This window comes from Faecalibacterium sp. BIOML-A4 (assembly GCF_009679665.1).
GTDB classification, from domain to species: Bacteria; Bacillota; Clostridia; order Oscillospirales; family Ruminococcaceae; genus Faecalibacterium; species Faecalibacterium taiwanense.
On sequence record NZ_WKZG01000008.1, the window covers coordinates 54,307 to 78,553 of the forward strand.

General features: G+C 57.1%; 20 protein-coding genes and 1 tRNA gene. 8 read left to right on the forward strand and 13 right to left on the reverse strand.

The window, feature by feature from the left end:
- Positions 1–53: 53 nt before the first annotated feature.
- Together GKG34_RS07055 and GKG34_RS07060 are read right to left on the reverse strand one after the other, a co-directional pair.
- Positions 54–1,007, reverse strand: coding sequence for a hypothetical protein (locus tag GKG34_RS07055; protein WP_005946538.1), 954 nt, complete (start codon positions 1,005–1,007; stop codon positions 54–56).
- Positions 1,008–1,021: 14 nt separating this feature from the next.
- Positions 1,022–1,396, reverse strand: a complete 375-nt coding sequence (locus GKG34_RS07060) for a DUF3592 domain-containing protein (protein ID WP_005946540.1) — start codon at positions 1,394–1,396, stop codon at positions 1,022–1,024.
- Between the two features lie 230 nt (positions 1,397–1,626).
- Here GKG34_RS07060 and GKG34_RS07065 point away from each other — a divergent pair.
- Both GKG34_RS07065 and GKG34_RS07070 read left to right on the forward strand, forming a co-directional pair.
- A tRNA-Leu gene (locus GKG34_RS07065) sits at positions 1,627–1,713 on the forward strand.
- Positions 1,714–1,890: 177 nt separating this feature from the next.
- On the forward strand, positions 1,891–2,142 hold the full coding sequence (locus GKG34_RS07070; protein ID WP_097782243.1) for a DUF6061 family protein: 252 nt from the start codon (positions 1,891–1,893) through the stop codon (positions 2,140–2,142).
- 178 nt (positions 2,143–2,320) lie between these two features.
- Here GKG34_RS07070 and GKG34_RS07075 read toward each other — a convergent pair whose 3' ends face one another.
- From GKG34_RS07075 to GKG34_RS07125, 11 genes are all read right to left on the reverse strand, one after another.
- Entirely contained in the window at positions 2,321–3,667 is a 1,347-nt protein-coding gene (locus GKG34_RS07075) for an MATE family efflux transporter (protein ID WP_154255873.1), read from the reverse strand.
- Positions 3,654–4,109 (reverse strand): MarR family transcriptional regulator, encoded by a 456-nt coding sequence (locus tag GKG34_RS07080; protein ID WP_113621418.1) that lies wholly within the window; start codon positions 4,107–4,109, stop codon positions 3,654–3,656. Before GKG34_RS07080 ends, GKG34_RS07075 begins: the two co-directional genes overlap by 14 nt.
- Before the next feature lie 173 nt (positions 4,110–4,282).
- Positions 4,283–4,672: a transposase gene (locus tag GKG34_RS15865; protein ID WP_223387794.1), complete on the reverse strand. Its 390-nt coding sequence runs from the start codon at positions 4,670–4,672 to the stop codon at positions 4,283–4,285.
- A gap of 137 nt (positions 4,673–4,809) precedes the next feature.
- Complete coding sequence (locus GKG34_RS07090; RefSeq protein WP_005941109.1) at positions 4,810–5,775, reverse strand: hypothetical protein; 966 nt, start codon at positions 5,773–5,775, stop codon at positions 4,810–4,812.
- Positions 5,776–5,787: 12 nt separating this feature from the next.
- Entirely contained in the window at positions 5,788–7,323 is a 1,536-nt protein-coding gene (locus GKG34_RS07095; protein WP_154255874.1) for a relaxase/mobilization nuclease domain-containing protein, read from the reverse strand.
- The gene (locus GKG34_RS07100; RefSeq protein ID WP_154255875.1) at positions 7,295–7,729 is read right to left on the reverse strand and encodes a plasmid mobilization relaxosome protein MobC; all 435 of its coding nucleotides are present in this window, start codon (positions 7,727–7,729) and stop codon (positions 7,295–7,297) included. Before GKG34_RS07100 ends, GKG34_RS07095 begins: the two co-directional genes overlap by 29 nt.
- 1,020 nt (positions 7,730–8,749) lie before the next feature.
- Positions 8,750–10,153: a hypothetical protein gene (locus tag GKG34_RS07105; protein WP_015565849.1), complete on the reverse strand. Its 1,404-nt coding sequence runs from the start codon at positions 10,151–10,153 to the stop codon at positions 8,750–8,752.
- A 1-nt stretch (position 10,154) separates the two neighbouring features.
- On the reverse strand, positions 10,155–10,949 hold the full coding sequence (locus GKG34_RS07110; RefSeq protein WP_015565850.1) for a hypothetical protein: 795 nt from the start codon (positions 10,947–10,949) through the stop codon (positions 10,155–10,157).
- 11 nt (positions 10,950–10,960) lie between these two features.
- On the reverse strand, positions 10,961–12,757 hold the full coding sequence (locus GKG34_RS07115) for a heparinase II/III family protein (protein WP_154255876.1): 1,797 nt from the start codon (positions 12,755–12,757) through the stop codon (positions 10,961–10,963).
- Positions 12,758–12,771: 14 nt separating this feature from the next.
- Positions 12,772–14,034: a response regulator gene (locus GKG34_RS07120; RefSeq protein ID WP_015565852.1), complete on the reverse strand. Its 1,263-nt coding sequence runs from the start codon at positions 14,032–14,034 to the stop codon at positions 12,772–12,774.
- Complete coding sequence (locus GKG34_RS07125) at positions 14,009–15,826, reverse strand: sensor histidine kinase (RefSeq protein ID WP_015565853.1); 1,818 nt, start codon at positions 15,824–15,826, stop codon at positions 14,009–14,011. The genes GKG34_RS07120 and GKG34_RS07125 overlap by 26 nt, the downstream gene beginning before the upstream one ends.
- A gap of 345 nt (positions 15,827–16,171) precedes the next feature.
- Here GKG34_RS07125 and GKG34_RS07135 point away from each other — a divergent pair, with 345 nt between their 5' ends.
- The 6 genes from GKG34_RS07135 to GKG34_RS07160 all read left to right on the forward strand — a co-directional run bounded on the left by GKG34_RS07135 (position 16,172) and on the right by GKG34_RS07160 (position 24,196).
- Positions 16,172–17,491, forward strand: coding sequence for a sugar ABC transporter substrate-binding protein (locus GKG34_RS07135; RefSeq protein WP_097840121.1), 1,320 nt, complete (start codon positions 16,172–16,174; stop codon positions 17,489–17,491).
- 177 nt (positions 17,492–17,668) lie between these two features.
- On the forward strand, positions 17,669–18,595 hold the full coding sequence (locus GKG34_RS07140; protein ID WP_120081037.1) for a sugar ABC transporter permease: 927 nt from the start codon (positions 17,669–17,671) through the stop codon (positions 18,593–18,595).
- Positions 18,596–18,611: 16 nt separating this feature from the next.
- On the forward strand, positions 18,612–19,472 hold the full coding sequence (locus tag GKG34_RS07145; protein ID WP_005920167.1) for a carbohydrate ABC transporter permease: 861 nt from the start codon (positions 18,612–18,614) through the stop codon (positions 19,470–19,472).
- Between the two features lie 73 nt (positions 19,473–19,545).
- Positions 19,546–21,342: a beta-glucuronidase gene (uidA, locus tag GKG34_RS07150; protein ID WP_154255877.1), complete on the forward strand. Its 1,797-nt coding sequence runs from the start codon at positions 19,546–19,548 to the stop codon at positions 21,340–21,342.
- A 5-nt stretch (positions 21,343–21,347) separates the two neighbouring features.
- The gene (locus GKG34_RS07155; RefSeq protein WP_154255878.1) at positions 21,348–22,508 is read left to right on the forward strand and encodes a glycoside hydrolase family 88 protein; all 1,161 of its coding nucleotides are present in this window, start codon (positions 21,348–21,350) and stop codon (positions 22,506–22,508) included.
- Positions 22,508–24,196, forward strand: a complete 1,689-nt coding sequence (locus GKG34_RS07160; RefSeq protein ID WP_097774995.1) for a DUF2264 domain-containing protein — start codon at positions 22,508–22,510, stop codon at positions 24,194–24,196. Before GKG34_RS07155 ends, GKG34_RS07160 begins: the two co-directional genes overlap by 1 nt.
- Positions 24,197–24,247 lie beyond the last annotated feature (51 nt).

The window sequence follows — 24,247 nt, forward strand, 5'->3', positions numbered from 1 at the left end:
TCCTGATAATAATAACAAAAAGGAGCGATGCGCTGCATCGCTCCTTTTTGTTATTATTTGCTTTCAACTTTCTGCACGATGGGTTCATCGGGCGGCGGCGTGAGGGTAGAGTGCTCCACAATGAACTGCTCCGCCCTCTCCCGGGCCAGACGCTGGCGCACCTTGCGTGCATCGTTGGCGGGGAAGGTGCGCTCGCCGTCCAGCTTGGCATCCCAGTGGGCAGCAGCTGCTTCCACCTCGGCGTCCGTGGGTGCAAGGCCCTCCTTTTCTGCCACCAGCAGAAGCCCCAGCCAGCTGCGCAGCTTGCGCTCTGCCTGCGCGTGGAGCCATGCACGGAACTCTTCCACCGTCTGGCCGCGCACTTTAAGGAACTGGTCAAAGTTGATGCCATTGGCCTGCAGGCTCAGGTTGAACTGGCGCTGCTCGGCAAAATAGTTACCGCCCACCAGCTGCTTTGGCAGCGGGCCTTTCACTGCATCGCCCAGCTGCCATACCAGCTCCTTGCGTGCCCGCTGCTCAGCCTGGGCACAGCGCTGTGCCCAGATCTCGCGGGCCACCTGCTGCCGCAGCGCCGCCTTGCCCGCTGCATCGGCTGCACGTTCTTCATCGCCGTGGTGACGGTTGATCTCCAGTTCAATGGTCAGCTGCCGGATGGGGTGCGGCTCAATGGGCTGCACAAAGCCGGTGTATGCTCCCACTTCCAGCGGCGGCAGCGCGTAGAACTGCGCCCCCGCCCGGAAGCCCTCGGCCCGGTTCACCGCCAGCAATTCAAAATCCGGGTCGGTCACCGGCACCACATGGTACTCCTGCACCAGCTGCTCATACAGCGCCGAAAAGCCGCCAAGAATGGTGCGATTCACCGCCTCGGTCAGCAGACCGTCCTCTTCCTGCGGCGCGTCCGGCTCCGCCTGCACCTGTGCAACGGCTGCCGCCAGCTCCTCGGCACCGGCTGTGAATACCAGACGGCAGTCGCCCGGCTCAGCCATGCCAAAATGTTCTAGTTTCATCCTCTTTTCCCCTTTCAGCGGGCAATGCCCACGGTCAGCACCAGCAGGGCCACACCTATCACGGCATACAGCACCTCGGCTCCCAGCGTGGCCCGGTCGCCTTCCACGTACATCTTCTCCGGGTCGTCGGGGTCATAGTATAAGGTGACGGTATCCCCCACCGTAAAGCTCTTGCCCCGCGCAGGCTTCGGGTAGTGCAGCCGATGGCTGCCGCCTGCGGTGGTAAAGGCCAGCACATAGGCACCGCCATCCCGGCTCCGCACGGTGCCCTCCACCGTGGCCGTGACCTTCTGCCCCTGCGTGCACAGCCTGCGCCGTGCCAGCACGCTGCGCAGAGCCATAAAGAACATGATGCCTGCTCCCAGCAGGAAAATAATGATATTGAACATTCTGCATTTCCCTCGTTTTCTCAGTCTGCGCGCAGGACACCCTCCCGGCGCGTCCTGTTTATTGTATCACACTTTGGCAAAAATTTCGCCCTGCAGCTGCCATTCAGAATGCATCAATTTTCAAGCAAAATTTTGTCGAGAAAAATTAAAAATAATGCTTGACAATTCTGCCATATCTGGTATAATAACTATCGTTCCGAGCGACACAGCTCACGAACAAAACAGAATATGCGGATATGGCGGAATTGGCAGACGCGTTAGATTCAGGTTCTAATCGGGGCAACTCGGTGGAGGTTCAAGTCCTCTTATCCGCACCAAACAATGAAAATCCGAACCTTTTCTCGATAGGAGAAGGGTTCGGATTTTTTGTATTCTTCGGAAAAGAGAACAATGGCTCTTCCCTGACGGCTGTGTGTCCGAAACCTTATCAGAAAAAAGACCGTGTCACAAAGGTCACAACTGTAAAGGTGCCGTAAGGCAGAAAGGACACAAACATGAAGTACGATGAAAGAGCCTGCAAGTTCAACATGGATACCGGCTGCGTGGAACTACTGCTCCGGGATGGGAGAATGATCTCCATTGACTGTACCGGGGTCGAGGATGCGTTGGATGTGACCATGGCGCAGAGGTCAGAACTGGATTATCTTATCTACAATGACCCGCTTGGCTATGCCGATTTGATTCTGAACGGAGACCCGGAGAAATATTTGAGGAATGTAGCTGAAAGCCATGGATTAGAGGATTGATCGTTTAGAGATTAACTCGATATAAGGAACAAGCCCACAGGTCTGCCGTATTTTTATGCGGTCTATCCTGTGGGCTTGTTTGTTATTATCGACTCATGATTGAATTTGAAATTTCAAGCACGACCGTATCATGTTTATAGGTGGTAACAACCATCGGCAGGCCTCCAGCCTTCAAAACTTATGCAGACGTTTGATTTTCGTATCGTTTAAGCCAGAGGAAAAAGCAGATGTTTAATAAGATGCCCACTGCGGTGGAGGTGGGTGCGGACAGACCGATCATCGTCAGGCTGGCGTTGGGCTGGATACTCATAATATACGCCATGGGGAGACGCACCAGCAGAGTCTGCACCAGCCCCTGTACCATGACCCAGAGGGTTTTGTCGTTGCCATTGAAGTAACCTACCATGCTGAACAGGATGGCAGTGGCGATGGTCTCGGGCGCAAAGCCCATGAGGTAGGCGTAGCTGTTGGCAATAACAGCGGCATCTGCCGTAAACAGACCGGAGAGAACGTCACCCTTGCACCACACCAGTGCAAATACGGCGCAACCGAACACTAGACCGATGCCAATGCCGGTGAACATGGACTGCTCGGCGCGTTTTTTATTGCCAGCACCCACGTTCTGGGACACAAAGGATGCCATGGACTGCATCAGAGAACTGGGGATCAGCATGGCAAAATTAACGATCTTGCACGCCACACCGTAGCCGGAAGATGCCTCCAGCCCCAACCGGTTGACGAAAGCGCAGAGCGCCAGAAAGGAAAGCTGGGTCAAAAACTCCTGCAAAGCCAGCGGCAGACCGATGCCCAGAAATTTTTTGCACTGGGGGTTCAGCTTGAAATCAGAGCGATGGATTTTGAAGGGCAGCTCCTTCTTCAGCAGCATTGCGATTGCACAGATTACGCTGACGGCTTGTGCTGCTACCGTAGCAATGGCGGCACCGGCAGCATCCAGATGAAAACCAGCCACCAGCACCAGATCGCCAATAACATTCACAATGCACGCCACCAGCACAAAGATCAGCGGAGAGCGGCTGTCGCCCAGACCGCGGAAAAGAGCCGAGAGCATATTATAGGCTACAATAAAGAAGATGCCGCTGCCGCAAATGCGCACATAGCTGGCGGTCAGGTCTAGGGCTTCGGCAGGAGCCTGCATCAGACTGGCAATAAACCGTGCAAAAAACACCAGCACCACGAACAGTGCAGCTGCCAGAAGGGTGAACACAATAGCTGCCCCGCCAATGACTTGCCCGATGTACTGCGGTCGTTTTTCGCCCAGATAGCGGGCAATGAGCACTGTGACGCCCATGGCAAGCTGGGTGACAACAAAGGTGACGAGATTGAGTACCTGGCTACCAGTAGAAACCGCAGACAAGCCTGAAGTGGAGCCAAAGCGCCCCACTACCAGAAGGTCTACTGCGCCGTAAGCGGCCTGCAGCACCAGCGCACCCAGAATGGGCAGCATGAAAAAAGCGAGCTTTGGCAAAATGCGGCCTTGGGTAAAATCGGTCTTATCGTTTTTCAAGAGAATCTTTCCTTTCGCGCATAATAGCATAGAATTTTTCCAGCGTTTGGATGGTGCACGCTGCATCCTCCTCGGAAATGCTGTCCAGATACGGGAGCAGTTGCGAGAAGTAGTCCGTATTGTACTTCTGGGAAAGCGCTTGCCCGCTCTCGGTGAGAAACAGATAGGTCACGCGGCCATCTTCAGCGGATACCTGTTTTCTCAGATACCCTTTGTGCTCCATCTCTTTTACGGTACGGGTCACACCGGGGCGGGGCAGGTTCAGTGTATCGCTGAGATCAGAGATCTTCGGCTGGATGCCACGGGTCTGCAATTTCTGAATAACATCCAGACACTGGATATAAGAGGATGTCACACCCTCCGGCAGGGCAGGCAGCATCTCCCGTGCCCGCTTTGCCAGATAGCAGGCATCCAGCAGCTGCTTGATCAGTTCGATGGTCATAATGAAATTCCTCTCCAAACGATTATCGAAGGTAATTAACATTGATAATTATATAGAACTGCCCGGGAATGTCAAGTCTTTTTGAAAAATCGGAGATGTCGGCAGCTTTGAGGCATCTGCTTCCGGCATACCATTCTAGAGGGTGTTTGAGCGAATACAGTCTGAACCATGGATTAGAAGATTAAATACAAAACAAAAACAGGGTGCGTCCCTGAATAGGACGCACCCTGCCAGCGTAATTCACGATTTGATTCGTTGGCAACAACCGTGAATTGCATATCGCAAACAGGTCGTTGAGAATTGCTCTGCTTGTAAAACTTGCGATTAAAGCCACAGATAACAGCGATATGTACAACAGGGCGTTCCCCGTCGGGAACGCTCTGTTTCTCTTTGCTGGCGGCGTGATGAACTTGTTCCGCCTGCCACGCGGCAAACTCCCGCTGCCCTTCCTCGCTGTTCCAGCAGGCAAGGATGGCTGGGTAGAATGCCCGTGCCAGACGGTCGATGACTTCATCGGGATAAGGGGAAGTATTTGTGGACTTTTTCTTTTTGTTCAAACGCACGCTCCTTTGATCGTCCCACCGTGGCAAAGTCGGGCGAGAAAATCAAAGTTCCAATTTTTATCAGGCGCAAGGGCGCGGATGCTTTCCGCCCTGTACTTGCGGCTGGTGGCTCGTTGATGGCTTACAGGTGTCTGCTGTTATGCGGTCTTTTCTTCTTCAAGGGCTTCTGCAAGAGCCTTTTCCAGATAGGTTTCGATTTCAGTCAGGTAGTTAGCAGGTCGCTGCATTGCGAAGCGGAGAACCTTCTGCTTTTCCGGGTCAGTGAAATAGCTGGGATTGTTTTTGAGCGTTTTCTTCCATGAGTTTTTCATCATTTCGGTCGCACGGCTCAAAGATTTGTAAACCTTCATAAACTCGTCCGGTACATGATAGCACCGAAATTCTTCTGTTTGTGGTGTGGGCATGGGAACGGGTTCCGCTTTTTCAGGCTCAAATTCAGCGCTGGCAGATTCCAACACTTCCAATGCCTCTGGATGCAGGATTTGAGCAAGGACATCTGAACGATGCTCGACACTTGCCTGCACAAGCTTGGACATTTCTTCGTTGGTGAACTTCACTTCGCCGGAAAAGACTTTCTGCTTGATGCCGGGAGAGAGATTATCTGCGATGTCGATGCCTCGTGTATAGTGGCTGGCACGAAGAACGGAGGCACGGCTGACACCGTTTTCCTCTGCGATCCGGTCGCAGGTTTTCTTCCCGGAGTGGTGGTTATCACCGTGATCACCACCACTTTTCTTTGCTAAAGTGTACTGATTGCCCCGAAAGATTTTTGCAGCTTTCTTCTCGGCTTCGTACTGCTTCCCAAGCAGATAGCGTTTCTGTTCGGGGCTCAGGTTTCGCCGTCCCAACTGATTCCGGCAGATCCACGCAACGGCTTCTTCGCGGTTCTCAAATCGGAGCGGCATGGTGGAAAAATAAATCTCAGGATGCTTCTGGAGGATAGCATAACGGTTGTGACCATCAACAAGGGTGTTGTTCCAAACAATCAAAGGAGAGAGCAGCTTGCCCTCTTTCAGGATATTTTCTTCAAGCTGCTTAAATTCATCATCAGTCAGAGGAGGAATCTGGGACTGGAACTCCGGATCGATTTTCAGGTTGATCATACGCACACTCCTTTATCTCTCCTGCTGCGTCTGTTCTTCCTCCCGGAAAAAGGACGCAACATTCTGCTTTGCGGTTTTCAGTTTGAGCAGTTCTTCCTTGGCTTCCTTGTACTGCTCGTAGAACTTTGCCTTTTCGGATGCCAGCTGCGCATACTCGGCTTCCAGCTTTTTCGGGCTGGGCAGCTTGGTGATGCTGCTTGCCTTGAAATAGGCTGCTGCTGCCCGGTACGCTGTCAGCTCTGCACGGTGCTGCTCCTCAAAGGCTGCGGGTCGTTTGGCAGTCTTTAACTGCTGTGCGATTGTCTTGGTGCTGGTGTAGGCTGCGACATGATAGCGCAGCTCTTTGTTGGCCTTTATGCGACCTTCGAGGTCTTTCACCACCGCCAGTGCGCCGTGATACTTGGTTTCCAGTTCACCGATGCGCCGGTTCAAGGTATCCTCGTCGGTTAAGCCCTTTTCCTGCAGAAGCTTCACGGTCTGTGCCATAACTTTGAGATTGTGTTTCGTGAGCCAACGCTTATAGCCGATGCCTTTGCCCTCGGTCATCCTCGACTGGATGTCGATCAGTTTCCCGATGGTATCCTGCTTGAACTGAGCCTTGGGCTTGCGTTCGACGTTTGCCTGCAACGCGGCAAGCACCGCTGCCTTATCGAACTTGTCACCGAGCTTTTTTGCCCGGATGAACTTTGTTCTGCCAGAGGGCAGATAGCTGAGCTGTCCACGGCTTTCCTTGACCGTGATGCCGTACTGCTGCATGAGCTTCGCCGAAAAATCTTCAAAGCTGGTAGCACGGTACAATACAGACGAAATCTGTCTCCGTAAAGTATCCTTCACAGTTTCAAACTTCTTCTGCTGGGGCTGCTGTCCGGCTACGGTAAGGGCTGCGTAGGCGCGGTCAAGTTTCATCTGACCGCGCCTACGCGCCCAATACTCGGCTTCGCTCACGCGCTCCTTCGAGCCGTTGAGCAGGTCGATCTGGTACAGACCAGCACCCTCACACATCTCCATGACCTCAACACGCAAGTGCCGCATGGTCTGGGCTGTGCTGGAGTGCTTCATACCCTCGCGCCAGTCGCGGGGCTTCTGCATATAGGGCTTGCGTTCCACCTCGTGCATTCGGACGCTGCCGATCACGATGTGGACGTGTATATTTCCCGAACGGTTATGCCCATCCGGGTGAGTGCAGACGATGGCAGGATGACCGGGAAAATTTTCAGAACAAAACTTCAGGCCAAGTGCCTGTGCCTTTTCCATGGTCAAGCCGTTGTCGGCTGCATCTCTGGGGTCAAAGCTGATAATATACTGGTGGCTTTTGATATCACCATGCTGGGTGTTCTTACCATACTTGCGGTTTGCCAGCAGACAGGCCGTTGCAAACGAGAAATCGCCACACTCAAGGGTGTCGAGCAGGTACGAATCCCGCAGCTTCGGCTTGCCCTGTTCATCCAGAAGTTGCTTTCCAGTGAACGCATCGTACTGGTAAACGAGGTACGCTTCGATGGCGGTGTAGTCCGAGTTTTTAGAGCGTATATGCTTGAGCGTTGCCATACAGTTCACCCAGAACTTTCTCGGCGTTCAGCCGAAATGCGGTCAGGTCTGCAAGTTCGTCAAGGAGTTTCGCCCGCAGTTGTTCGGTGTCTGCGCCGCCGGAGTTGAAGTGTCGTGCGAGTTGGTTCAGGTTGCCGCCCACCCTGCTGCACTGGGCAAGCAGAGTAGAAACAGCATTCAGAGTTTCTTCTCCGCCGCCTGCAACGATGACCGTTTTCTCGATCTTGACGTTGTGAATGGCACGGCGGATAAAAGTGGAGAGGGAGAGATTCAGGAGTTTGCAAGTGAGTTCCAGTGACGCTTTTTCCTCCGCTGTCACACGGAACTTGATGACGTGCGTTTTGTTGTTCGGCGTGTCGTGGTGCTGGGAATTGCTAGGGGTCGGTTGAACATTCGTTTTGGTCATTGTACCTCCTGTCTGTTCGATAACTCCTCGGTGAAGTTATGTAAAGCACGACACGCCGTTCCATTCGTGCCGCAAGGCACGAATGATGAGCAGGGTTTGGGGCAGGCACGCCCCAACAAGATCACTTCGGAAATGCAGACGCATTGCAGAAGTGAAGTCCCAGTGGAGCACAACATTTTCAAGAATTGAAAATTTGTGGCCACGGGACGGTTCTTGCCCTCTACCGCTGCGCTCAAAACGCATTTTCAACAAATGTTTCCAAATTGTTAAGACGCAAAAAATAAGTAGCGGGGCTCTGCTCGTGTATGTTGATCACCGTTTGCTCCGAACGAAGTTCCTGCCCCTGTTTGTGCAGCGGCGTTGACGAAAAGTCGGTATCACGTTCGGTCGGCTCATGAAATTTTCAAGGTGCAGCTCCCTAAAAGAAAAATACCGCCCACGCAGCGCAGCGATGATTTTGTCGGGTGAAACGGCGGCAAAATGAATCGGGTGTGTTGCGGGGCGGTAAATTCTTTTGCGGACTTTCCCTCACTGAAGTGGTGGGTCTCATGGTGATAACCAACCACTTTCTGTGGCTGTGTTCAAAATGAACACGACCACATCTTGTGGATGAATTTGAACCAATCCACAAAATCAGTGAGATTTGTGACAGAGAATATCATGTTTCGCAAGGTGCGTCAAGATGATTTTGAAAAATTTATGACGGTAAAGCATAAGAAGTCTTACTATTTGGCTCAAATTGAAGTCTACTTGACTTTTTTATTGAAGAGATGTCCGTTTTATGCTGCTGCATCTGTAACAGCCTGACGATAAGCACTTGCAGCGTTGTTATTTTATTCAACTGGCTGGGGGATAGTCCTCTGCATCGGGCGAAGTATTCCTCAGTACGGTTTCCACCGCGCACAGAGCAATCTTGGCAAGATTCAGCGTGGTATGGGGATTCATGGCGGTATGCCTCCGTCTATTTTTCTGTGTATAGAATACCACATAAACAAAAAGAGAACGGACGGTCGTTTCTGTTTACGAATTGAGCGCCTGCCACAACGCATCTGAAGCATCAAACACTGCCACGCTGTACCCGGCAAAGCGGCTCTGGATATCAACAGTCTGGCTGCCATCGGCGGCAGTGTTGTAGCTGCCCAGTTCCAGCCCGGAAAGGGCGGGCTGGCTGCGCCACGGGATAAGCTTTGTCTGCCATTCCGCGCCCAGCTTTTCGCTCAGTGCCCCATAGGCCTGTTCGAAGCCCTCCGGGTCATCCAAGATCCAGATTTTGCTCTCGCCGTTGGCAAGGTCGGTGTTCATCTGGGTGGCACCGGCCATCTGACCGTTCATGTCGGTCAGGGCGGCATCGGCGCTCCATGTGTAGTTGTTCACCTGCACCACCACAGTCCCGTCGCCGTTGGCGTCCTCCGCATAGTCTGCCAGCGCAGTCTGCAGGCGCTGCACGGCCTCGTCCGGCAGGGCCTCCGCCGTGACTACCGCCACGGTGTAGTCCGGGTCTACGGTAGTCAGCAGGCCGTGCGCCACATACGCTACGCCCACAATGACCATTGCCGCCACCGCCACGATGCCCCAGTTGTAATACCACCAGTTGGCGCGGGAGCGCTTTTTCTGCTCCTGTGCGGTCAGGGGCTTATCCGGCGCTGCCGGGCGCGGGATGCTGCGCACCTCTACGCCGTATTCCTGCCGCAAAACCGGGAACAGGGTCTGCATCGCTGCCAGCCCCGGCAGCCAGAAGCCGAACAGCACCGCCCAGAACACGCTGACCGGGAACAGCAAGATCATGCCGCCGATGCCCGCCAGCATGAGAACGCCTGCCAGGACGCAGCGCGCCGGGGCGACAGCCAGCAGCCTGCCCGCCCGGCGCAGCAAGCTGTCCGGGGCGGGCAGTTGCAGCGGCAGAACGGCAGCGCAAAGCGTAGCCAGAACCGCCAGCACCAGAAAATCCAGCGCCAGAAAAACGAGAATGGCAAGCCCGGGGTAATACCCCTGCTGCGCGGCGGCTTCAAACACAAAGGCCGATACAAAGCACAGCAGCCCCAGCACCAGCGTGCCAATGCAGCCAAAGCCGCAGGCGGCTTTCCAATGGGCGGCTAGGGTCTGCTTTGCCCGGGGCAGCCACTGGGAGGGGTCGTTCTGCAAGCTGCGCAGAGCGCAGTCTGCCAGCAGCACCATGGCAGGGCCGGTCAGCAGACCGGTGACCGCACTGCACACCACCGTCAGCGGCAGGGAGAGCAGGGTCACGCCCAGCGAGACCCCCAGTGCGGCAGGCAGGCAGAGCACGCAGACCATCAGGTTCGTGCCCAGCAGCTGGCCGAGGTCGCGGCCGACCATCTGGCAAAAGCGTGCAAAGCCTTTTTTCTCCGGCTCGTTTGGGCCTACGCCGTGGCCGTCCCGCCCATAAAGGGCATTGTAGATGCTCATTTTACTTCACCTCGGTGCCAAAGGCTTCGATTTGGGTCAGCGCCGGGAAGGGGGAAGTCCCCTCGGCCTGAATCAGATCCTTCAGCACAAGGCTGCGCACCCGCTTGGGCTCAAAGGCCACGCTCTGGGGTTTGGCGCTTTTCACCAGCGGGATGTCCAGCTGGCTGCCATCAGAAAATTCCACCGTGGCCTTTACCCAGTAGTTGTCGTGGGGGAAATCTGCCCGCTCGGTGATGCGCAGCTCATCCAGCAGTACTTCCCGGCCAAAATCCAGCGTCAGGGCTGCGTTCGGGTCGCGGTTGATGCCCCAGCTCTGGTAGGGATACTCGCCGTGGGCGCTGTTCTCAAAAATGCCGTCGATGGCGTTGCGGGCGGCAAACACCGCCTCGCCGCGCGTTTCTACGTTGGCGCTGGCGTGGGGATAAAAACCGGTGTCGCCATGCTCGTCATAGCAGTTGAAGGCCAGATTCCGCCGGGCGGCAATCTCTTCCGGCAGTGCCAGCCGTGCCCGGATAACGTGACGGCTGCCCGCAAAGCTCTTGGGCGAGTAGGTGATGGCCTGCTCCCCGAAGGGAATGTGGAAGTTGATCTCCCGCTTGACCACATACACAAGGGCTTCGGGCATGGTGTCCTCGAACTGGATGACGCAGTACTGCCCGGGATGGTCGATCTCCAGCGCCACCCGGTCGCCGGGCTTGTAGCAGTTGGTGTAAACAAGGGATACGGCGGTGTCAGCGTCACAGGTCATCAGGGTGTGGCCGGCTTCGTCCAGAATTTTCAGCTTGATGGTTTCCATGGCAGTTCTCCTTAGTACAGTTCGAGCTTCAGCATTTTTTGGAAATGCAGGGTGATCTTATAGATCGTTTCCGGCCATGCGGTGCGCAGGCGCGGGTCGGTGATAGGCACCGCCGTAACAGCAGCCGTTGCGGCGTCCGGGTCAAAGCGGATGCCGCCCAGTGTGCCCACCGCAAAGCCGTCCGCAGTGGGGACGGGTTGCTGCTCGGTGAGCAGGGTCAGGTCTACTGTGCCGGGATAGTCTGTTTCGTCCCGCAGGGTGATGCCCTGTTCGCTGACAGATACGCTGCGGCGGTAGGTGGTAAGCCCCGGGATGGGCGGGTACGCGCCCGCCAGTTCGCCGGTGATGCTATTTTCCTCGGTGCACACCTCCCGGGCAGCGTATTCCGCGCCGGGCAGCTGCTGCACGCCGTCAAAGGTGGGCAGGTTGTGCCATGCGCTCTGCATCGTCCAGATCTCATACCGCTGAGGGCTGAAGGTCTTTTTGGTGTAGCTCTCCACTCCGATATCGATGAGAAACGGTCTTCCGTCCTTGTACACGGTAATGCTGCCGGTATCGTTGTGGTTGTGGCTGTCGCCGTTGGAGCCAAACTTTGCACCCAGCACCCAGCTGCCCTGCCGTGCGGCATAAATGCCTACACTGGGGTACCATACTGCAGAACGATGCTGGGGAACTGCGGCGTATTCCATCAGTTCCTGCTCGGCAAAGGCGGTGGTCAGCCGGTACCACAGGTTGATGTGGGTGCTGCCGTCCGGGTTCTGCAAATGGTCGGGGTCGGCATCGGCACGGAAGTCTGCCGCCGCAAGGGCCTGCAAAGCATCGCTGCCCACAGCCTGCCCAAAGCGGTATTCCCGCGCACCGCACCGCCCGGCAAGGGGGCTGCAATCGCCAAAGTTCAGGTAGTAAGGCCCTTCCACATGGACATTGCAGATGTACTCCGCGATATTTTTGATCTTAGGTTCATGGAACAGGGGAGAGAAAGCCTCCGGCACAATGCTGGACAAAATTTCAAGGCAGCCCCACAGGGTCAGCCCGGCGTGGCGGTAATACTGCGCACCCTCGTTGCAGCAGCCGTCCGCACCGTAGTCCTTTAAAAAGCAGTCAAGACTGTATGCTGCCTGTTTGACGGCAGCCTGCCGCTGCTGCTGCGTGGTGGGCAGCAGAAAGACCGTGAGCAGCACATTCTGGGTGCACCAGCTCGTCCAATTGCACATAGGCTCTTCGCCGTTGCCCATCCACCAGAAGTGGCTTGTAAAATAGGGCGTCAGGATGCGGGCGTCCAGCTCCCGCTCCATCCGCGCCGTGATGCCCGGCGCAGCGGCGTCCAGCTCATCGGGCAGTAAATACCGGGTCAGCGCCAGAAGCGCGCCGGTCTCGGCGGCAAATAAATCTACGATGGGGCGGGTGGTGTCCGGCAGGGGCAGCTGCGGGGTGTCCCGGATGTAGCTGTTGTGGGCGGGCAGCTGCCATGCACTTTCCTCGCAGATCGCCCATACGGTATCGGCAATTTCATCCAGAAAGCGCCCTTTGTGCTCCACACACTCGGCACTTACCAGCGCGCACAGCCGCGCCCGGCGGGAAAAGTAAGCCGTCTCCCATGGGGTGCGCCGCCCAGTGTGGGTGAAATCCAGCCAGAGCGAGAGCGGCAGGGGCGCAATGGGCGTTTGCAGCGCGGCTTCCCCCGCCTGCAAAAAGCGCTGCTTTGCCCGCAGGGGCAGCCCCTGCCATGCGGTGTGCTCTTTGACAGGGGGAAAGGGCCGGTAATCGGGAAGAAATTCCGGCAGATGAGCAAGCTGTTCCTGTATCATAAAAGCCTCCGATTTTAAATACTTTGCTGGTATTCCCGCGGGCTGAGCCCCGTGACCTTTTTGAATACCTTGGAAAAATAGAAAGCGCTCTCGTACCCCAGTTTCTCAGCGATCTCGTATACTTTCAAATCGCCCTGTTCCAGCATCTCTTTTGCCGCAGCGATGCGGGTCTCGGTGATGTACTCCACAAAGCCGCTGTCGCCGTATTTGCCGAACAGCTGGCTGAGGTAGTTGGGCGAAAAATTGAATACAGCCGCCACATCGGCCAGCGTCAGTTTTTCCGAAAGATGATTCTTAACATACTCCTGCACCTGTGCCACCACCTGCATCTTCCCGGCGGTGGCGTCGCCCTCGTTGACCTCCACGAACTGGATGGGCTGCTCCACCGTGAGCAGGGGCTGTAGGTGGGCGTTTTCCCGGCAGCGGCGCGCCAGCCCCAGCAGGGAGCCGGTGGGGCGTCCTACCGCCCAGAGCAGCCGTACCGTGAAATAGTTGTATAGAATTTGGCTGGCGCGTTCCAGCAGCGGGCGCAGTACCGTCCGGTATTTTTGGCACTGGGCATCGGTCAGGCAGAAAAGCACATTGCAGCGCATGGCATCCGCCCCGGTCACATAGCAGGGCAGGTAGTTTTGCAGGGTGGTCTCCAGCATCCGCCCGCAGGAAAAACTCAGCTTCAGCTGCTGGGCGGGGGTAAGGGCGGTGTTGGCGATGATCTCGCAGCTGGCTACAAGGTAGGCGTCGCTTGCAAGGTTCAGCTCCATGTGCTGCAAAGGCTGCTCCAATGCGGCTTCGTCCGGGAACAGCCCGGCGTACAACCGCACGAAAAAACGCTCCTGATAGCTGCGCACACTCTCGGCAAGATTTTCCTGTGCTGACAATTCGCCCAGCAAAGCACGCTCCTTTTTTACCTTTTCGGCGGCCTTGGCAAGGGCGGTTTGCAGGTTTTCGGGGGTCAGGTCCAGCTTGACCAGATAATCCACCACTCCGGCACCCATGGCCTGCTTGATGTAATCAAATTCTTCAAAGCTGGTCAGCATGATAAAGGCGGGCAGGGCGTTGCGCTCCCGGCAGGTGCGGGCAAGGGTAAGCCCGTCCATCACCGGCATTTTTACGTCGGCAATGACGATATCCGGCTTCTCCCGCTCAATGAGTTCCAGCGCCAGCTTTCCGTTGCGGGCGGTGCCGCAGACGGTATAGCCCAGCTTTTCCCATTCCAGCATCCCCTGCAGGCCGATGAGCACCAGCGGCTCATCATCCACCAGTAATATCCGCAGCATGGGTGTCTCCTTTCTGTTGATAGGGCAGCCGGATGGTGACCTCGGTGCCCACGTCCTCTTCACTTTCAATGGTCAGGCCGTAACCCTCGCCAAAGGAATACCGGATGCGGCGGTTCACGTTCCACAGGCCGACATGACGGAACTTTTCAGCCTTTTCGGCACCCTCGGCGGGCTCGTCCAGAAGGTGAGCTACCTGCTCCGGCGGCATGCCCACGCCGTCATCGGTAATGCGCAGCAATACGTCCCCGGTATCCGGGTCGGTGGAGATATCCAGCAGCACGCTGCCGTGGCCGCCCTTGGGTTCCAGCCCGTGGAAGATGGCGTTTTCCACCAGCGGCTGCAAGGTGAACCGGGGAATCATGCAGTCCCGGCAAAGGGTCTCGCTTTCAATGCGGGAGACCTCAATCTCCAGGTCGCCGCCGTAGCGGTACTGCTGGATGGTAAAGTAATCGTTGAGCAATGCCAGCTCCTCCTGCAAAGGCACCAGCTTCTGGGTGCCTTTGGAGATGCTTTTGGTCAGCCGTGCAAAGGCGGTGACCATCTCGGCAATGCCGGGCGCGTGCTGGATGGTAGCCATCCAGCGGATGCTGTTGAGGGTGTTGTAGATAAAGTGCGGGTTCACCTCGTTTTGCAGCATCCGGTATTCCAGCTCCTGCTTGCGACGTTCGTCCTCCACCCGGCGGGTCATCAGGCTGTCCACGTTTTCAGCCAGCTGGTTGATGCCCCGGCCGATGTCGCCCAGCTCGTTGTTCCACTCCACCGTGCGGTCGGGGGCAAAGTTGCCGCTGCCCACGGTTTCGATGCGCTTTTGCAGCGCCTCCACCGGGCGGGTGATGACCCGCTCCAGCCAGTGCTGCATCAAAAAGCTCAGTCCCCAGATGATGGCAGTGCCAAGGGCGACCAGCCACAGGTACACGCCGTAGTGCAGCAAAAAGGTATTTGCGGGCAAAAGCTGTACCAGTGCCGCGCTGCGGCCGTTCAGTGTTACCTTGACTACATAATACTTCTGGCCGTCCAGCTGCACCTTGCCCTGCCATGCGGTCTGCTCTGTCACGCCGTTATTGCTGCCGGTGCGCAGGGTGTAGTCCACCTCCCGCAGCGGATTTTCAATCTCGGTCAGGCTGCCGTTTTCGATCTGCCACAGGCGGCTGCCCATCTCCCAGTACAACGCGCTGCCGTCGGTCAGGCTGTAACCTGCTGCCGGGTCGGTGATAATGGCGGTATCCAGCGCAAGGTAGGTGCTGCCCCGGTGCAAGGTGCCCTTGCCGCAGCGGACAGGCTGGCTGATGGCGATGCAGCTCGGACTGCCGGGCAGCAGCGGGTCGGTGGCGAACTGCATCCCGTACCCCTTGGTGAGAAACTGCTTTACGCTGGTGCGGTTGAGCGCCGCCGAGGAGTTCAGCGGGCCGAACTGCAAATGCCGGTCGTTCTCATTGGTAACAAAAAAGCGGAGGATATGGCTGTACAGGGTGCTGGAATAGTATTTTTCCTGCATGGCTTCGTAGGCGGCAATGGTCTGGGTGCCGTTGATATTTTCCTGCGAGATGTACCGCCGCACGGTGCTGTCAATGGAAGCCCAGTTCAAAAGAGCATCGGCGCTTTCCAGACTGGTCTCGATGGAGGTAGCCACCAGCCGCAGGTTGAACTCTGCCGCCTGCAGGGAGTTGGCACGCACATATTGGTTGGAGAGAATGAACAGCGCCGCGCCCACGGCCAGAGAGGTAAGAAAGGTAAAAAAGCGCATTCCCCACACGATCTGCCGCCGCAGCGGGAAACGGTGGCTGCTCTTCATAACGGTGCCTCCTTTCTGGTGACAGTTTGCATTCTTTCCTTTATACAGTACTGATTCCGGCGCGGTTTGTCAACGGCTTTTTTCATGAGAATTGTGTACTTTATATGCTTTTTTTCTCTCGTCACGGATGCAAACTGTGCAAGAGAACAAGAAAGTGCAGACTCCAGTGTAAGAAAGTACATCTTTTTTTAAAAGATACAGAAAAACTGCAACTCTTCCCGGAATTTTTCCATTCCGGTTTTTGCGTTTGTGCGGTATCCTAGTGTCAACAAAAGCGAGCGGCTCCCCGGCACGGGGGAGGCTGCTGCACAGAACAAACACACTGCCCTGAAGGAGGACACACTTATGAAAAAGATCTCTCGTCGTTCGTTCCTTACCGCTGCCGCTGCCTGCGGCGCAGCTGTTGCCCTGAGCGCCTGTGGCGGCTCTTCTGCAAGCTCCACCGCTGCTTCCTCCACTGCCGGTTCCACCGCTGCTTCCGCAGCCGCAGGCCCTGTTACCCTGCAGTGGTCAGTGTGGGATAAGGAGTCCACTCCCTACTGGCAGGCCATGGCCGACGGCTACATGGCAAGCCACAAGGACGTGACCATCGAGATGGTGGATCTGGGCTCCAGCGATTACATGACCGTTCTGGCTACCCAGCTGGCCGGCAGCGCTGATCTGGATGTCGTGACCGTTAAGGATATCCCCGGCTACGCAAACCTGATCAATCTGGACTACCTCAAGCCCCTGAACGAGGTGCTGACCCGCGACACCGGCGATTTCAACGGCACCATCGAGCAGCTGACCACCGACGACGGCAACTTCTACGCCGTGCCCTTCCGCAGCGACTTCTGGGTGCTGTACTACAACAAGGATCTGTTCGATAAGGCCGGTGTGGAGTATCCCTCCAATGACCTGACGATGGAAGATTACGATGCTCTGGCACGCAAGATGACCAGCGGCTCCGGCGACACCAAGGTCTATGGCTGCCACTACCACACCTGGCGCTCCGCCGCTTCTCTGTTCTCCATTCTGGACGGCAAAAACACCATCATCGACGGCAAATACGACTTCATGAAGCCCACCTACGATATGGTCATTGCCCAGCAGAAGGACGGTATCTGCATGGACTACGGCTACCTCAAGACCTCTTCTCTGCACTACTCCGCAGCCTTTGAAAACCAGCAGTGCGCAATGGTCAACATGGGCAGCTGGTTCATCTCCACGCTGGAAGCTTACATGAAGGATGCCGAGACCAAGTTCAACTGGGGCATCGTCAAGTATCCGCACCCCGCCGGTGCAGAGGCTGGTTCTACGCTGGGCACTGTGACCAGTCTGGCCATCAACGCCGATTCTCCCAAGGCAGAGGCCGCTGCCGACTTCATCAACTGGTGTGTCTCCGAGGAGGGCGCACAGGCCATTGCCAAGACCGGCACCTTCCCGGCTTGCGGCTCCGCTGCTACCGCCGAGATCATCAAGTCCACCGAGGGCTTCCCCGAGGACAGCAATTCTGTGGATGCACTGACCACCAGCAATGTCTATCTGGAAATGCCCTACACCCAGTACGCCTCTGATATCGAGACCATCCTGAACGCCGAGCACGATGCCATTATGACCATGAGCGAGACCGTGGACGAGGGCATCCAGAACATGAACGATCAGGTTCCCGCAGTTCTCGGCTGATAAAGCGTTCTCCGCAATACGTTGCGGTTCTCCTTCTTCATCATTTTCAATCCCCATTCATTTTCCGATGAACGAGCATCGGAAAAAAGCCCTGTCTGAGCGGGGCGGGTATGCGCAGCGCCCGCTCCGCTCGTTTTTTGGAAAAGCTGTTATACTTCCGGGAAAGGAGGCTCTTTTATGGCGAGTGCTGCTGTCCAGAATAAAACTCCCCGTAAAGTGCTAAAAAAATCGACCCGCGATTCTCTGATCGCGTATTCCTTCATTGCGCCAAACTTCATCGGCTTCTGCGTGTTCACGCTGGTGCCCATGGTGTTTGCCATTGCGCTGGCCTTCTGCGCATGGGACGGCCGCCACGCCATTGAATTTGTCGGCCTGAAAAACTTTGTAAAGCTCTTCACCACCGATAAAATTTTTCAGGCGGCTTTGAAAAACACCATCGTCTATGTCATCGGCACGGTGCCGCTGACGCTGGCCTGCTCGCTGGCTATGGCGGTGTTGTTGAACCAGAACGTGAAGCTGCGCAACTTCTTCCGCACGGTGGCGTTCTTCCCCTATGTTGCCTCGCTGGTGGCGGTGGCAGCGGTGTGGAACATGATCTTCAACCCCTCCATGGGCCCCATCAACATGATCCTGAACCAGTTCTTTGGCGTGGCGGTGGAAAACCTGCCCCGCTGGGCTGCCGGTAAGGACACCGCTATGATCACGGTCATCCTGTTCAGTGTGTGGAAGAACATGGGCTACTACATGGTCATCTATCTGGCAGGCCTGCAGGGCTGCAACCCGGACCTGAACGAAGCCGCCGAGCTGGACGGTGCAAACCGCTGGCAGCAGTTCTGGCACATCACCCTGCCGCAGCTGCGCCCCACCACCTTCTTTGTGGTCATTATGCTCACCATCTCCGGCTTCAAGGTCTACGACCAGATGTACATGATCACGCAGGGCGGCCCCGGTACTGCTACCATGACGCTGGTGTACTACATCTATAATGTGGCCTTCGTCAATACTCCGAAATACGGCTACGCAAGCGCAATTTCCATGGTGCTGTTCGTACTGGTGCTGATCGTTACCATCATCCAGTTCCGCGGCTCCAAGGGCGAGAACTGAGAAAGGAGGAAGAACTATGTCTGCTGCTATTATCAAGACCGAAGCCTCTCAGAAGCGCCGCAATTTCATCTCCAAGTTCCTGATCTATTTCTTCCTCATCGTCATCACAGCCTGCATGCTGCTGCCCTTTTTGTGGATGCTGTCCTCCTCCTTTAAGCTGAATAAGGACGTGTTCGGCTTCCCCATCCAGTGGATCCCCAAAAATCCCCGCTGGCAGAACTATGTGGACATCTGGACCCAGATCCCGCTGCTGACCTTTGTGAAAAACACGGTCAAGATCACCGTGGTGGTCACCCTGTTGCAGCTGTTCACCTCCTCCTTTGCGGCCTACGCCTTTGCCAAGATGCAGTTCAAGGGCAAAAACGCGCTCTTCCTCGGCTACATTGCCACCATTGCAGTGCCTTGGCAGGCCTACATGGTGCCCCAGTTCATGATGATGAGCTCGTGGCATTTGAACAACACCCATCTGGCCATTATGTGCCTGCAGGCCTTCAGCGCCTTCGGCGTGTTCCTGATGAAGCAGTTCTACGAGGGCGTGCCTACCGAGCTGTGTGAGGCTGCCCGCATTGATGGCCTGAGCGAGTACGGCATCTGGTGGCACATCATGCTGCCGCTCAGCCTGCCCGCCCTGTCTACCCTGACCATCTTCACCTTCGTGAACACCTGGAACGACTTCCTTGGCCCCCTGATCTACCTGACCAAGACCGAACTCAAGACCATCCAGATCGGTCTGCGTATGTTCATCACCCAGTATTCCGCAGAGTACGGCCTGATCATGGCGGCCTCTGTGGTAGCACTGATCCCGGTGCTGATCGTGTTCCTCTCCCTGCAGAAGTACTTCGTGCAGGGTGTGGCATCCACCGGCATCAAGGGCTAAACAAATCACCCGTAAGCGGGGCGTGGGCAGTACCCGCGCCCCGCATTTTTTGCAGAAATAGAGGGAAAGCGTTATGTTATATCCTGAACAGAATGAAGCGCGCTTGAAGCTGAGCCTTGACGGCACATGGGCGTTTGCGCTGGGCAGCTGCGTGGAAGATCAGTTCGATCCCGCAAAGCCCCTGCCGGATGCCCAGCCCATCGCCGTGCCCGCCAGCTACAACGACCAGAACGACCAGACCACCGCCCTGCGCCGCCACTACGGCTGGGCATGGTATCAGCGCAAGGTCACGCTGCCCACTTTCTGCGCTGGGCAGCGGGTGGTGCTGCGGTTCGGCTCGGTGACCCACACCGCAAAGGTCTGGCTGAACGGCCAGCTTATTGCGCAGCACAAGGGCGGCTTTACTCCCTTTGAAGCAGACGTCACCGCCCTGCTGCACCCCGGCGAGACGGTGCTGCTGACCGTCGCCTGCGACAACCGGGTAAACCACAGCACCCTGCCTGTGGGCAACGAGGATGGACAACTGGCCTTTTTTGGCTCGGACAACGCGGGCATCCCCAGCGTGGAAGCCGCCAAGCGCGCCGCCGCACCCCAGAACCGCCCGAACTTTGACTTTTTCAACTATGCGGGCATCCACCGCCCGGTGTGGCTCTATACCACCCCCAAAGAGTATATCGAGGATGTGACCGTGGTGCCCGCCGTGGACGGCACGGTGCAGTACGCGGTCAAAACCACCGGCAGCGCGCCTGTCCATGTCACGGTGCTGGACGCTGACGGCAACGCCGTTGCAAGCGCCGAAGGTGCAGAAGGCACGATCACCATCCCGGAGGTGCATCTCTGGGAGCCCAGACCCGGCACGCCCTACCTGTACACCCTGCACATCACCTGCGGGGCGGATGTCTACGATCAGACCTTTGGCGTGCGCAGCATTGAGGTGCGGGGCACACAGGTGCTTTTGAACGGAAAGCCGCTTTACTTCAAGGGCTTTTGCAAGCACGAGGACTTTACCGCCCATGGACGCGGCTTTGATCCGGTACTGAACGTGAAGGACGTGAACCTGATCCACTGGGCAAACGCCAATGCCGTGCGCACCAGCCACTACCCCTACGCCGAGGAATTCTACGACCTGTGCGACCGGGAGGGCATTCTGGTGATGGACGAGACCCCGGCGGTGGGCATCGGCGGCGGGGCGGCGGTGAATCCTTACAAGGAATATCCCCTTGCGGAGCATCACCGGCAGGTGCTTGCCGAGATGATCCATCGGGACAAAAACCACCCCTGCGTGGTGCTGTGGAGCCTTGGCAACGAGCCGGATCTGGAGCACTTCCCGCAGGATGCCTACGATTACTGGCACCCGCTGTATGAGCTGGCGCATCAGCTGGACCCGCAGAACCGCCCGGTCACCCTCGTCTGCTGCCAGAACGACTATACGAAAGATATCACCACCCGCACCATGGATATCGTCTGCATCAACCGCTACTACGGCTGGTACAACCTTTCCGGCGACATGGACGCTGCCTGCTACGGTTTGAATCAGGAGTTGGATTTCTGGGCAGAGCAGCACAAGCCCGTGATGATGAGCGAGTACGGTGCAGACACTGTGGCAGGTCTGCACACCGCCGGAGCCGAGATGTTCAGCGAGGAGTTTCAGGTGGAATTTTACCGCCGTCTGGATGCAGAGTTTGACAAGCGCCCGTGGTTTGTGGGAGAATTTGTCTGGAACTTTGCAGATTACGACACCGTGCAGGGCCCCATGCGGGTGGACGGCAACAAAAAGGGGCTGTTCACCCGGGACCGCCGCCCCAAGCTGGGTATGCACTTTCTGCGCCAGCGCTGGCACGATATCCCAAACTTTGGATTTAAGGAGTAATCAAGATGAAAACCTACCAGAATCATGCCATGACCGACGCCGAGGCACGGCAGGCACTGGCCGATGCCTGCAAACAGGTGGAGACCAATCTGCCCCTTTACACCTACCAGTGCCAGAACCATTCCAGCGTTGGCAATATCTACCCCGGCTGCGCCAATAACCAGTGGACCTGCGGCTTCTGGCCGGGGGAGATCTGGCTGGCCTACGAAGCCACCGGGGAGGAAAAATTCAAGACCGCCGCCCTCATTCAGGTGGACAGCTTTGCGGACCGCATTGCCCGCAAGGTGGAAGTGGATCACCACGATATGGGTTTTTTGTACAGCCCCACCTGCGTGGCAGCATGGAAGCTGGTGGGCAGCGAAAAGGGCAAAAACGCCGCCATTGCCGCCGCCGACCAGCTGCTGACCCGCTACCAGCCCAGCGGCCGCTTCTTGCAGGCATGGGGCACTATGGACGACCCCGGCAACTACCGCTATATCATCGACTGTATGCTCAACGTGCCGCTGCTGTACTGGGCGGCGCAGGTGACCGGCAAGGACCACTACCGCGAGATCGCCGCTGCCCACACCGCCACCACGCTGGCAAACTCCTTCCGGCCGGACGGCAGCACCTACCACACCTTCTTTATGAACCCGGACGGCACCCCCAAGGGCGGCCGCACCTGTCAGGGCTATAAGGACGACAGCTTCTGGGCGCGGGGACAGGCGTGGGGCGTGTACGGCAGCGCCATTGGCTACACCTACACCCACGATGAAAAGTTTTTGGATGTGTTCCGCAAGGCGCTGGCGTTCTACCTCTCCCGCCTGCCGGAGGATATGATCCCCTGCTGGGATATGCTTTTTGCCCCGGAAAGCGGCGAACCCCGGGATTCCTCCTCCGCTGCCATCGTGGCCTGCGGCCTGCTGGAAGCGGCAAAATATGTGGACGAAGCAGAAGCCGCCCAGTGGCGCACGCTGGCACGGCAGATGCTGGCCAGCCTTGCCGCAAACTACGCGGTAAAGCCCGGCACCCTCGGCTCCGGCCAGCTGCTGCACGGCACTTACAGCAAAAAGAGCCCCTACAACACCTGCACCCCGGAGGGCGTGGATGAATGCACGAGCTGGGGCGATTATTTCTACATGGAGGCGCTGACCCGCCTGACCAAAGACTGGGAGATGTATTGGTGATGAACTTGCAGACCAAAGCGGATTTTACCGCACTGATGCACAAATTTCTCGACCCGCTCAAGCCCTGTTATTCCGCAGGCTGCGCCCGGCTGCATCTGGGCGAGACGGGCGTGACCTACAACCAGAATGCCATTGAGCTGGAAGCCTTCAGCCGCCCGCTGTGGGCGCTGGTGCCCTTCTGGGTGGGCGGCGGTTCCGACCCGGAATTTGAAAAAATCTACCGCAAGGGACTTGCCGCCGGCACCGACCCGGAAAACCCCGAATACTGGGGCACCACCGGGGAGTATGACCAGTGTTATGTGGAGATGGCGGCCATTGCCTGCGGCATCCTGACTGCACCGGAAAAGCTGTGGACCCCGCTTTCTGGCACCGAAAAACAGAACCTTGCTGCATGGCTGGGGCAGATCAATGCCCACACCATCCCGGATTGCAACTGGCAGTTTTTCCGCATCCTTGTAAATCTTGCCCTGAGAAGCGTGGGGATGCCTTACAGCCCGGAACTGCTGGAGGACGGCCTTTGCAAGATCGACAGCTATTACAGCGGCGACGGCTGGTCCACCGATGGCGCCTCCGTGCAAAAGGATTACTACATCCCGTGGGCCATCCAGTATTACGGGCTGCTCTACTCTAAATTTGCCGCAGACATCGACCCCCGGCGTGCTGCACTCTACCGCCAGCGCGCCCAGCTGTTCGCGCAGCAGTTCGTCTATTGGTTCGATGCCAACGGCGCAGCCCTGCCCTTTGGCCGCAGCCTGACCTACCGCTTTGCCCAGAACAGCTTCTGGGCGGCCTGCATCTGGGCAGGGCTGGAACCGCTGCCCCTGCCGGTGATGAAAGGGCTCATCGTCCGCAACTTCAACTGGTGGCTGGGGCAGAAAATGTTCGACCGGGATGGCATCCTGACCATCGGCTACTGCTACCCGCAGATGTACATGGCCGAGCGGTACAACGCCCCCGGCAGCCCCTACTGGGGCATGAAGAGCTTTTTGCTGCTTGCTTTGCCGGACGACCACCCCTTCTGGTCAGCCGAAGCCGCGCCCATGCCCGCATTGGAGCGGCTCAAGCCCATGCCCTACGCCAATATGCTGGTGCAGCGCCGGGCGGGGCGGGTAACGGCATACGCCGCCGGTGTCAACGAGGGCCACGGCCACGGACAGTTCCCGGAAAAGTACGCAAAATTTGCCTACGATACCCGCTTTGGCTTCTGCGCCTCCCGCAGCCGGGAGGTGCTCAATCAGGCCGCGCCGGACAGTATGCTGGCCTTTGTCATGGACGATAACGTGTTTGTGCGCAAGGTGAGCAAAACGTGGAAAATTGAAGCCGGGGCTGTGACCGCGCAGTGGTCGCCCTTCCCCGGCATTGAGGTCACCACCACCATCACCCCCACTGCCACCGGCCACCGCCGCCATCACGAGATTGACAGCAGTTTCGACTGCGAAGCCTACGACTGCGGTTTTGCCGTGCCCAATTTTGCACCGGGCTATGCCGAAAGTGTGGAAAATGATACCGCCGAAGCCCATTGCGACACTCTGCGCTGCACCGTGCGCGGCAGGGGAGAGGCAGTGGTCATCGGCTGCGACCCCAACACCAGCCTGTATTTCCCCAACGTCCATCTGCCCGCTGTGAAGTACCACATCCCCAAGGGGCACACAGAACTGGACACCGAGGTCTTTGACGAAGCAGACTGATGCCGCTTCTTTCCAGAAAAACAGTCGTTTTGTGCGGCTGTTTTTCTTATA

Excerpts from the sequence above, each read along its gene's own strand:
- GKG34_RS07055 (WP_005946538.1), bottom strand. The coding sequence starts at position 1,007 with ATGAAACTAGAACATTTTGGCATGGCTGAGCCGGGCGACTGCCGTCTG.
- GKG34_RS07060 (WP_005946540.1), bottom strand. The coding sequence starts at position 1,396 with ATGTTCAATATCATTATTTTCCTGCTGGGAGCAGGCATCATGTTCTTT.
- GKG34_RS07070 (WP_097782243.1), top strand. The coding sequence starts at position 1,891 with ATGAAGTACGATGAAAGAGCCTGCAAGTTCAACATGGATACCGGCTGC.
- GKG34_RS07080 (WP_113621418.1), bottom strand. The coding sequence starts at position 4,109 with ATGACCATCGAACTGATCAAGCAGCTGCTGGATGCCTGCTATCTGGCA.
- GKG34_RS07090 (WP_005941109.1), bottom strand. The coding sequence starts at position 5,775 with ATGATCAACCTGAAAATCGATCCGGAGTTCCAGTCCCAGATTCCTCCT.
- GKG34_RS07095 (WP_154255874.1), bottom strand. The coding sequence starts at position 7,323 with ATGGCAACGCTCAAGCATATACGCTCTAAAAACTCGGACTACACCGCC.
- GKG34_RS07100 (WP_154255875.1), bottom strand. The coding sequence starts at position 7,729 with ATGACCAAAACGAATGTTCAACCGACCCCTAGCAATTCCCAGCACCAC.
- GKG34_RS07105 (WP_015565849.1), bottom strand. The coding sequence starts at position 10,153 with ATGAGCATCTACAATGCCCTTTATGGGCGGGACGGCCACGGCGTAGGC.
- GKG34_RS07110 (WP_015565850.1), bottom strand. The coding sequence starts at position 10,949 with ATGGAAACCATCAAGCTGAAAATTCTGGACGAAGCCGGCCACACCCTG.
- GKG34_RS07115 (WP_154255876.1), bottom strand. The coding sequence starts at position 12,757 with ATGATACAGGAACAGCTTGCTCATCTGCCGGAATTTCTTCCCGATTAC.
- GKG34_RS07120 (WP_015565852.1), bottom strand. The coding sequence starts at position 14,034 with ATGCTGCGGATATTACTGGTGGATGATGAGCCGCTGGTGCTCATCGGC.
- GKG34_RS07125 (WP_015565853.1), bottom strand. The coding sequence starts at position 15,826 with ATGAAGAGCAGCCACCGTTTCCCGCTGCGGCGGCAGATCGTGTGGGGA.
- GKG34_RS07135 (WP_097840121.1), top strand. The coding sequence starts at position 16,172 with ATGAAAAAGATCTCTCGTCGTTCGTTCCTTACCGCTGCCGCTGCCTGC.
- GKG34_RS07140 (WP_120081037.1), top strand. The coding sequence starts at position 17,669 with ATGGCGAGTGCTGCTGTCCAGAATAAAACTCCCCGTAAAGTGCTAAAA.
- GKG34_RS07145 (WP_005920167.1), top strand. The coding sequence starts at position 18,612 with ATGTCTGCTGCTATTATCAAGACCGAAGCCTCTCAGAAGCGCCGCAAT.
- uidA (WP_154255877.1), top strand. The coding sequence starts at position 19,546 with ATGTTATATCCTGAACAGAATGAAGCGCGCTTGAAGCTGAGCCTTGAC.
- GKG34_RS07155 (WP_154255878.1), top strand. The coding sequence starts at position 21,348 with ATGAAAACCTACCAGAATCATGCCATGACCGACGCCGAGGCACGGCAG.
- GKG34_RS07160 (WP_097774995.1), top strand. The coding sequence starts at position 22,508 with ATGAACTTGCAGACCAAAGCGGATTTTACCGCACTGATGCACAAATTT.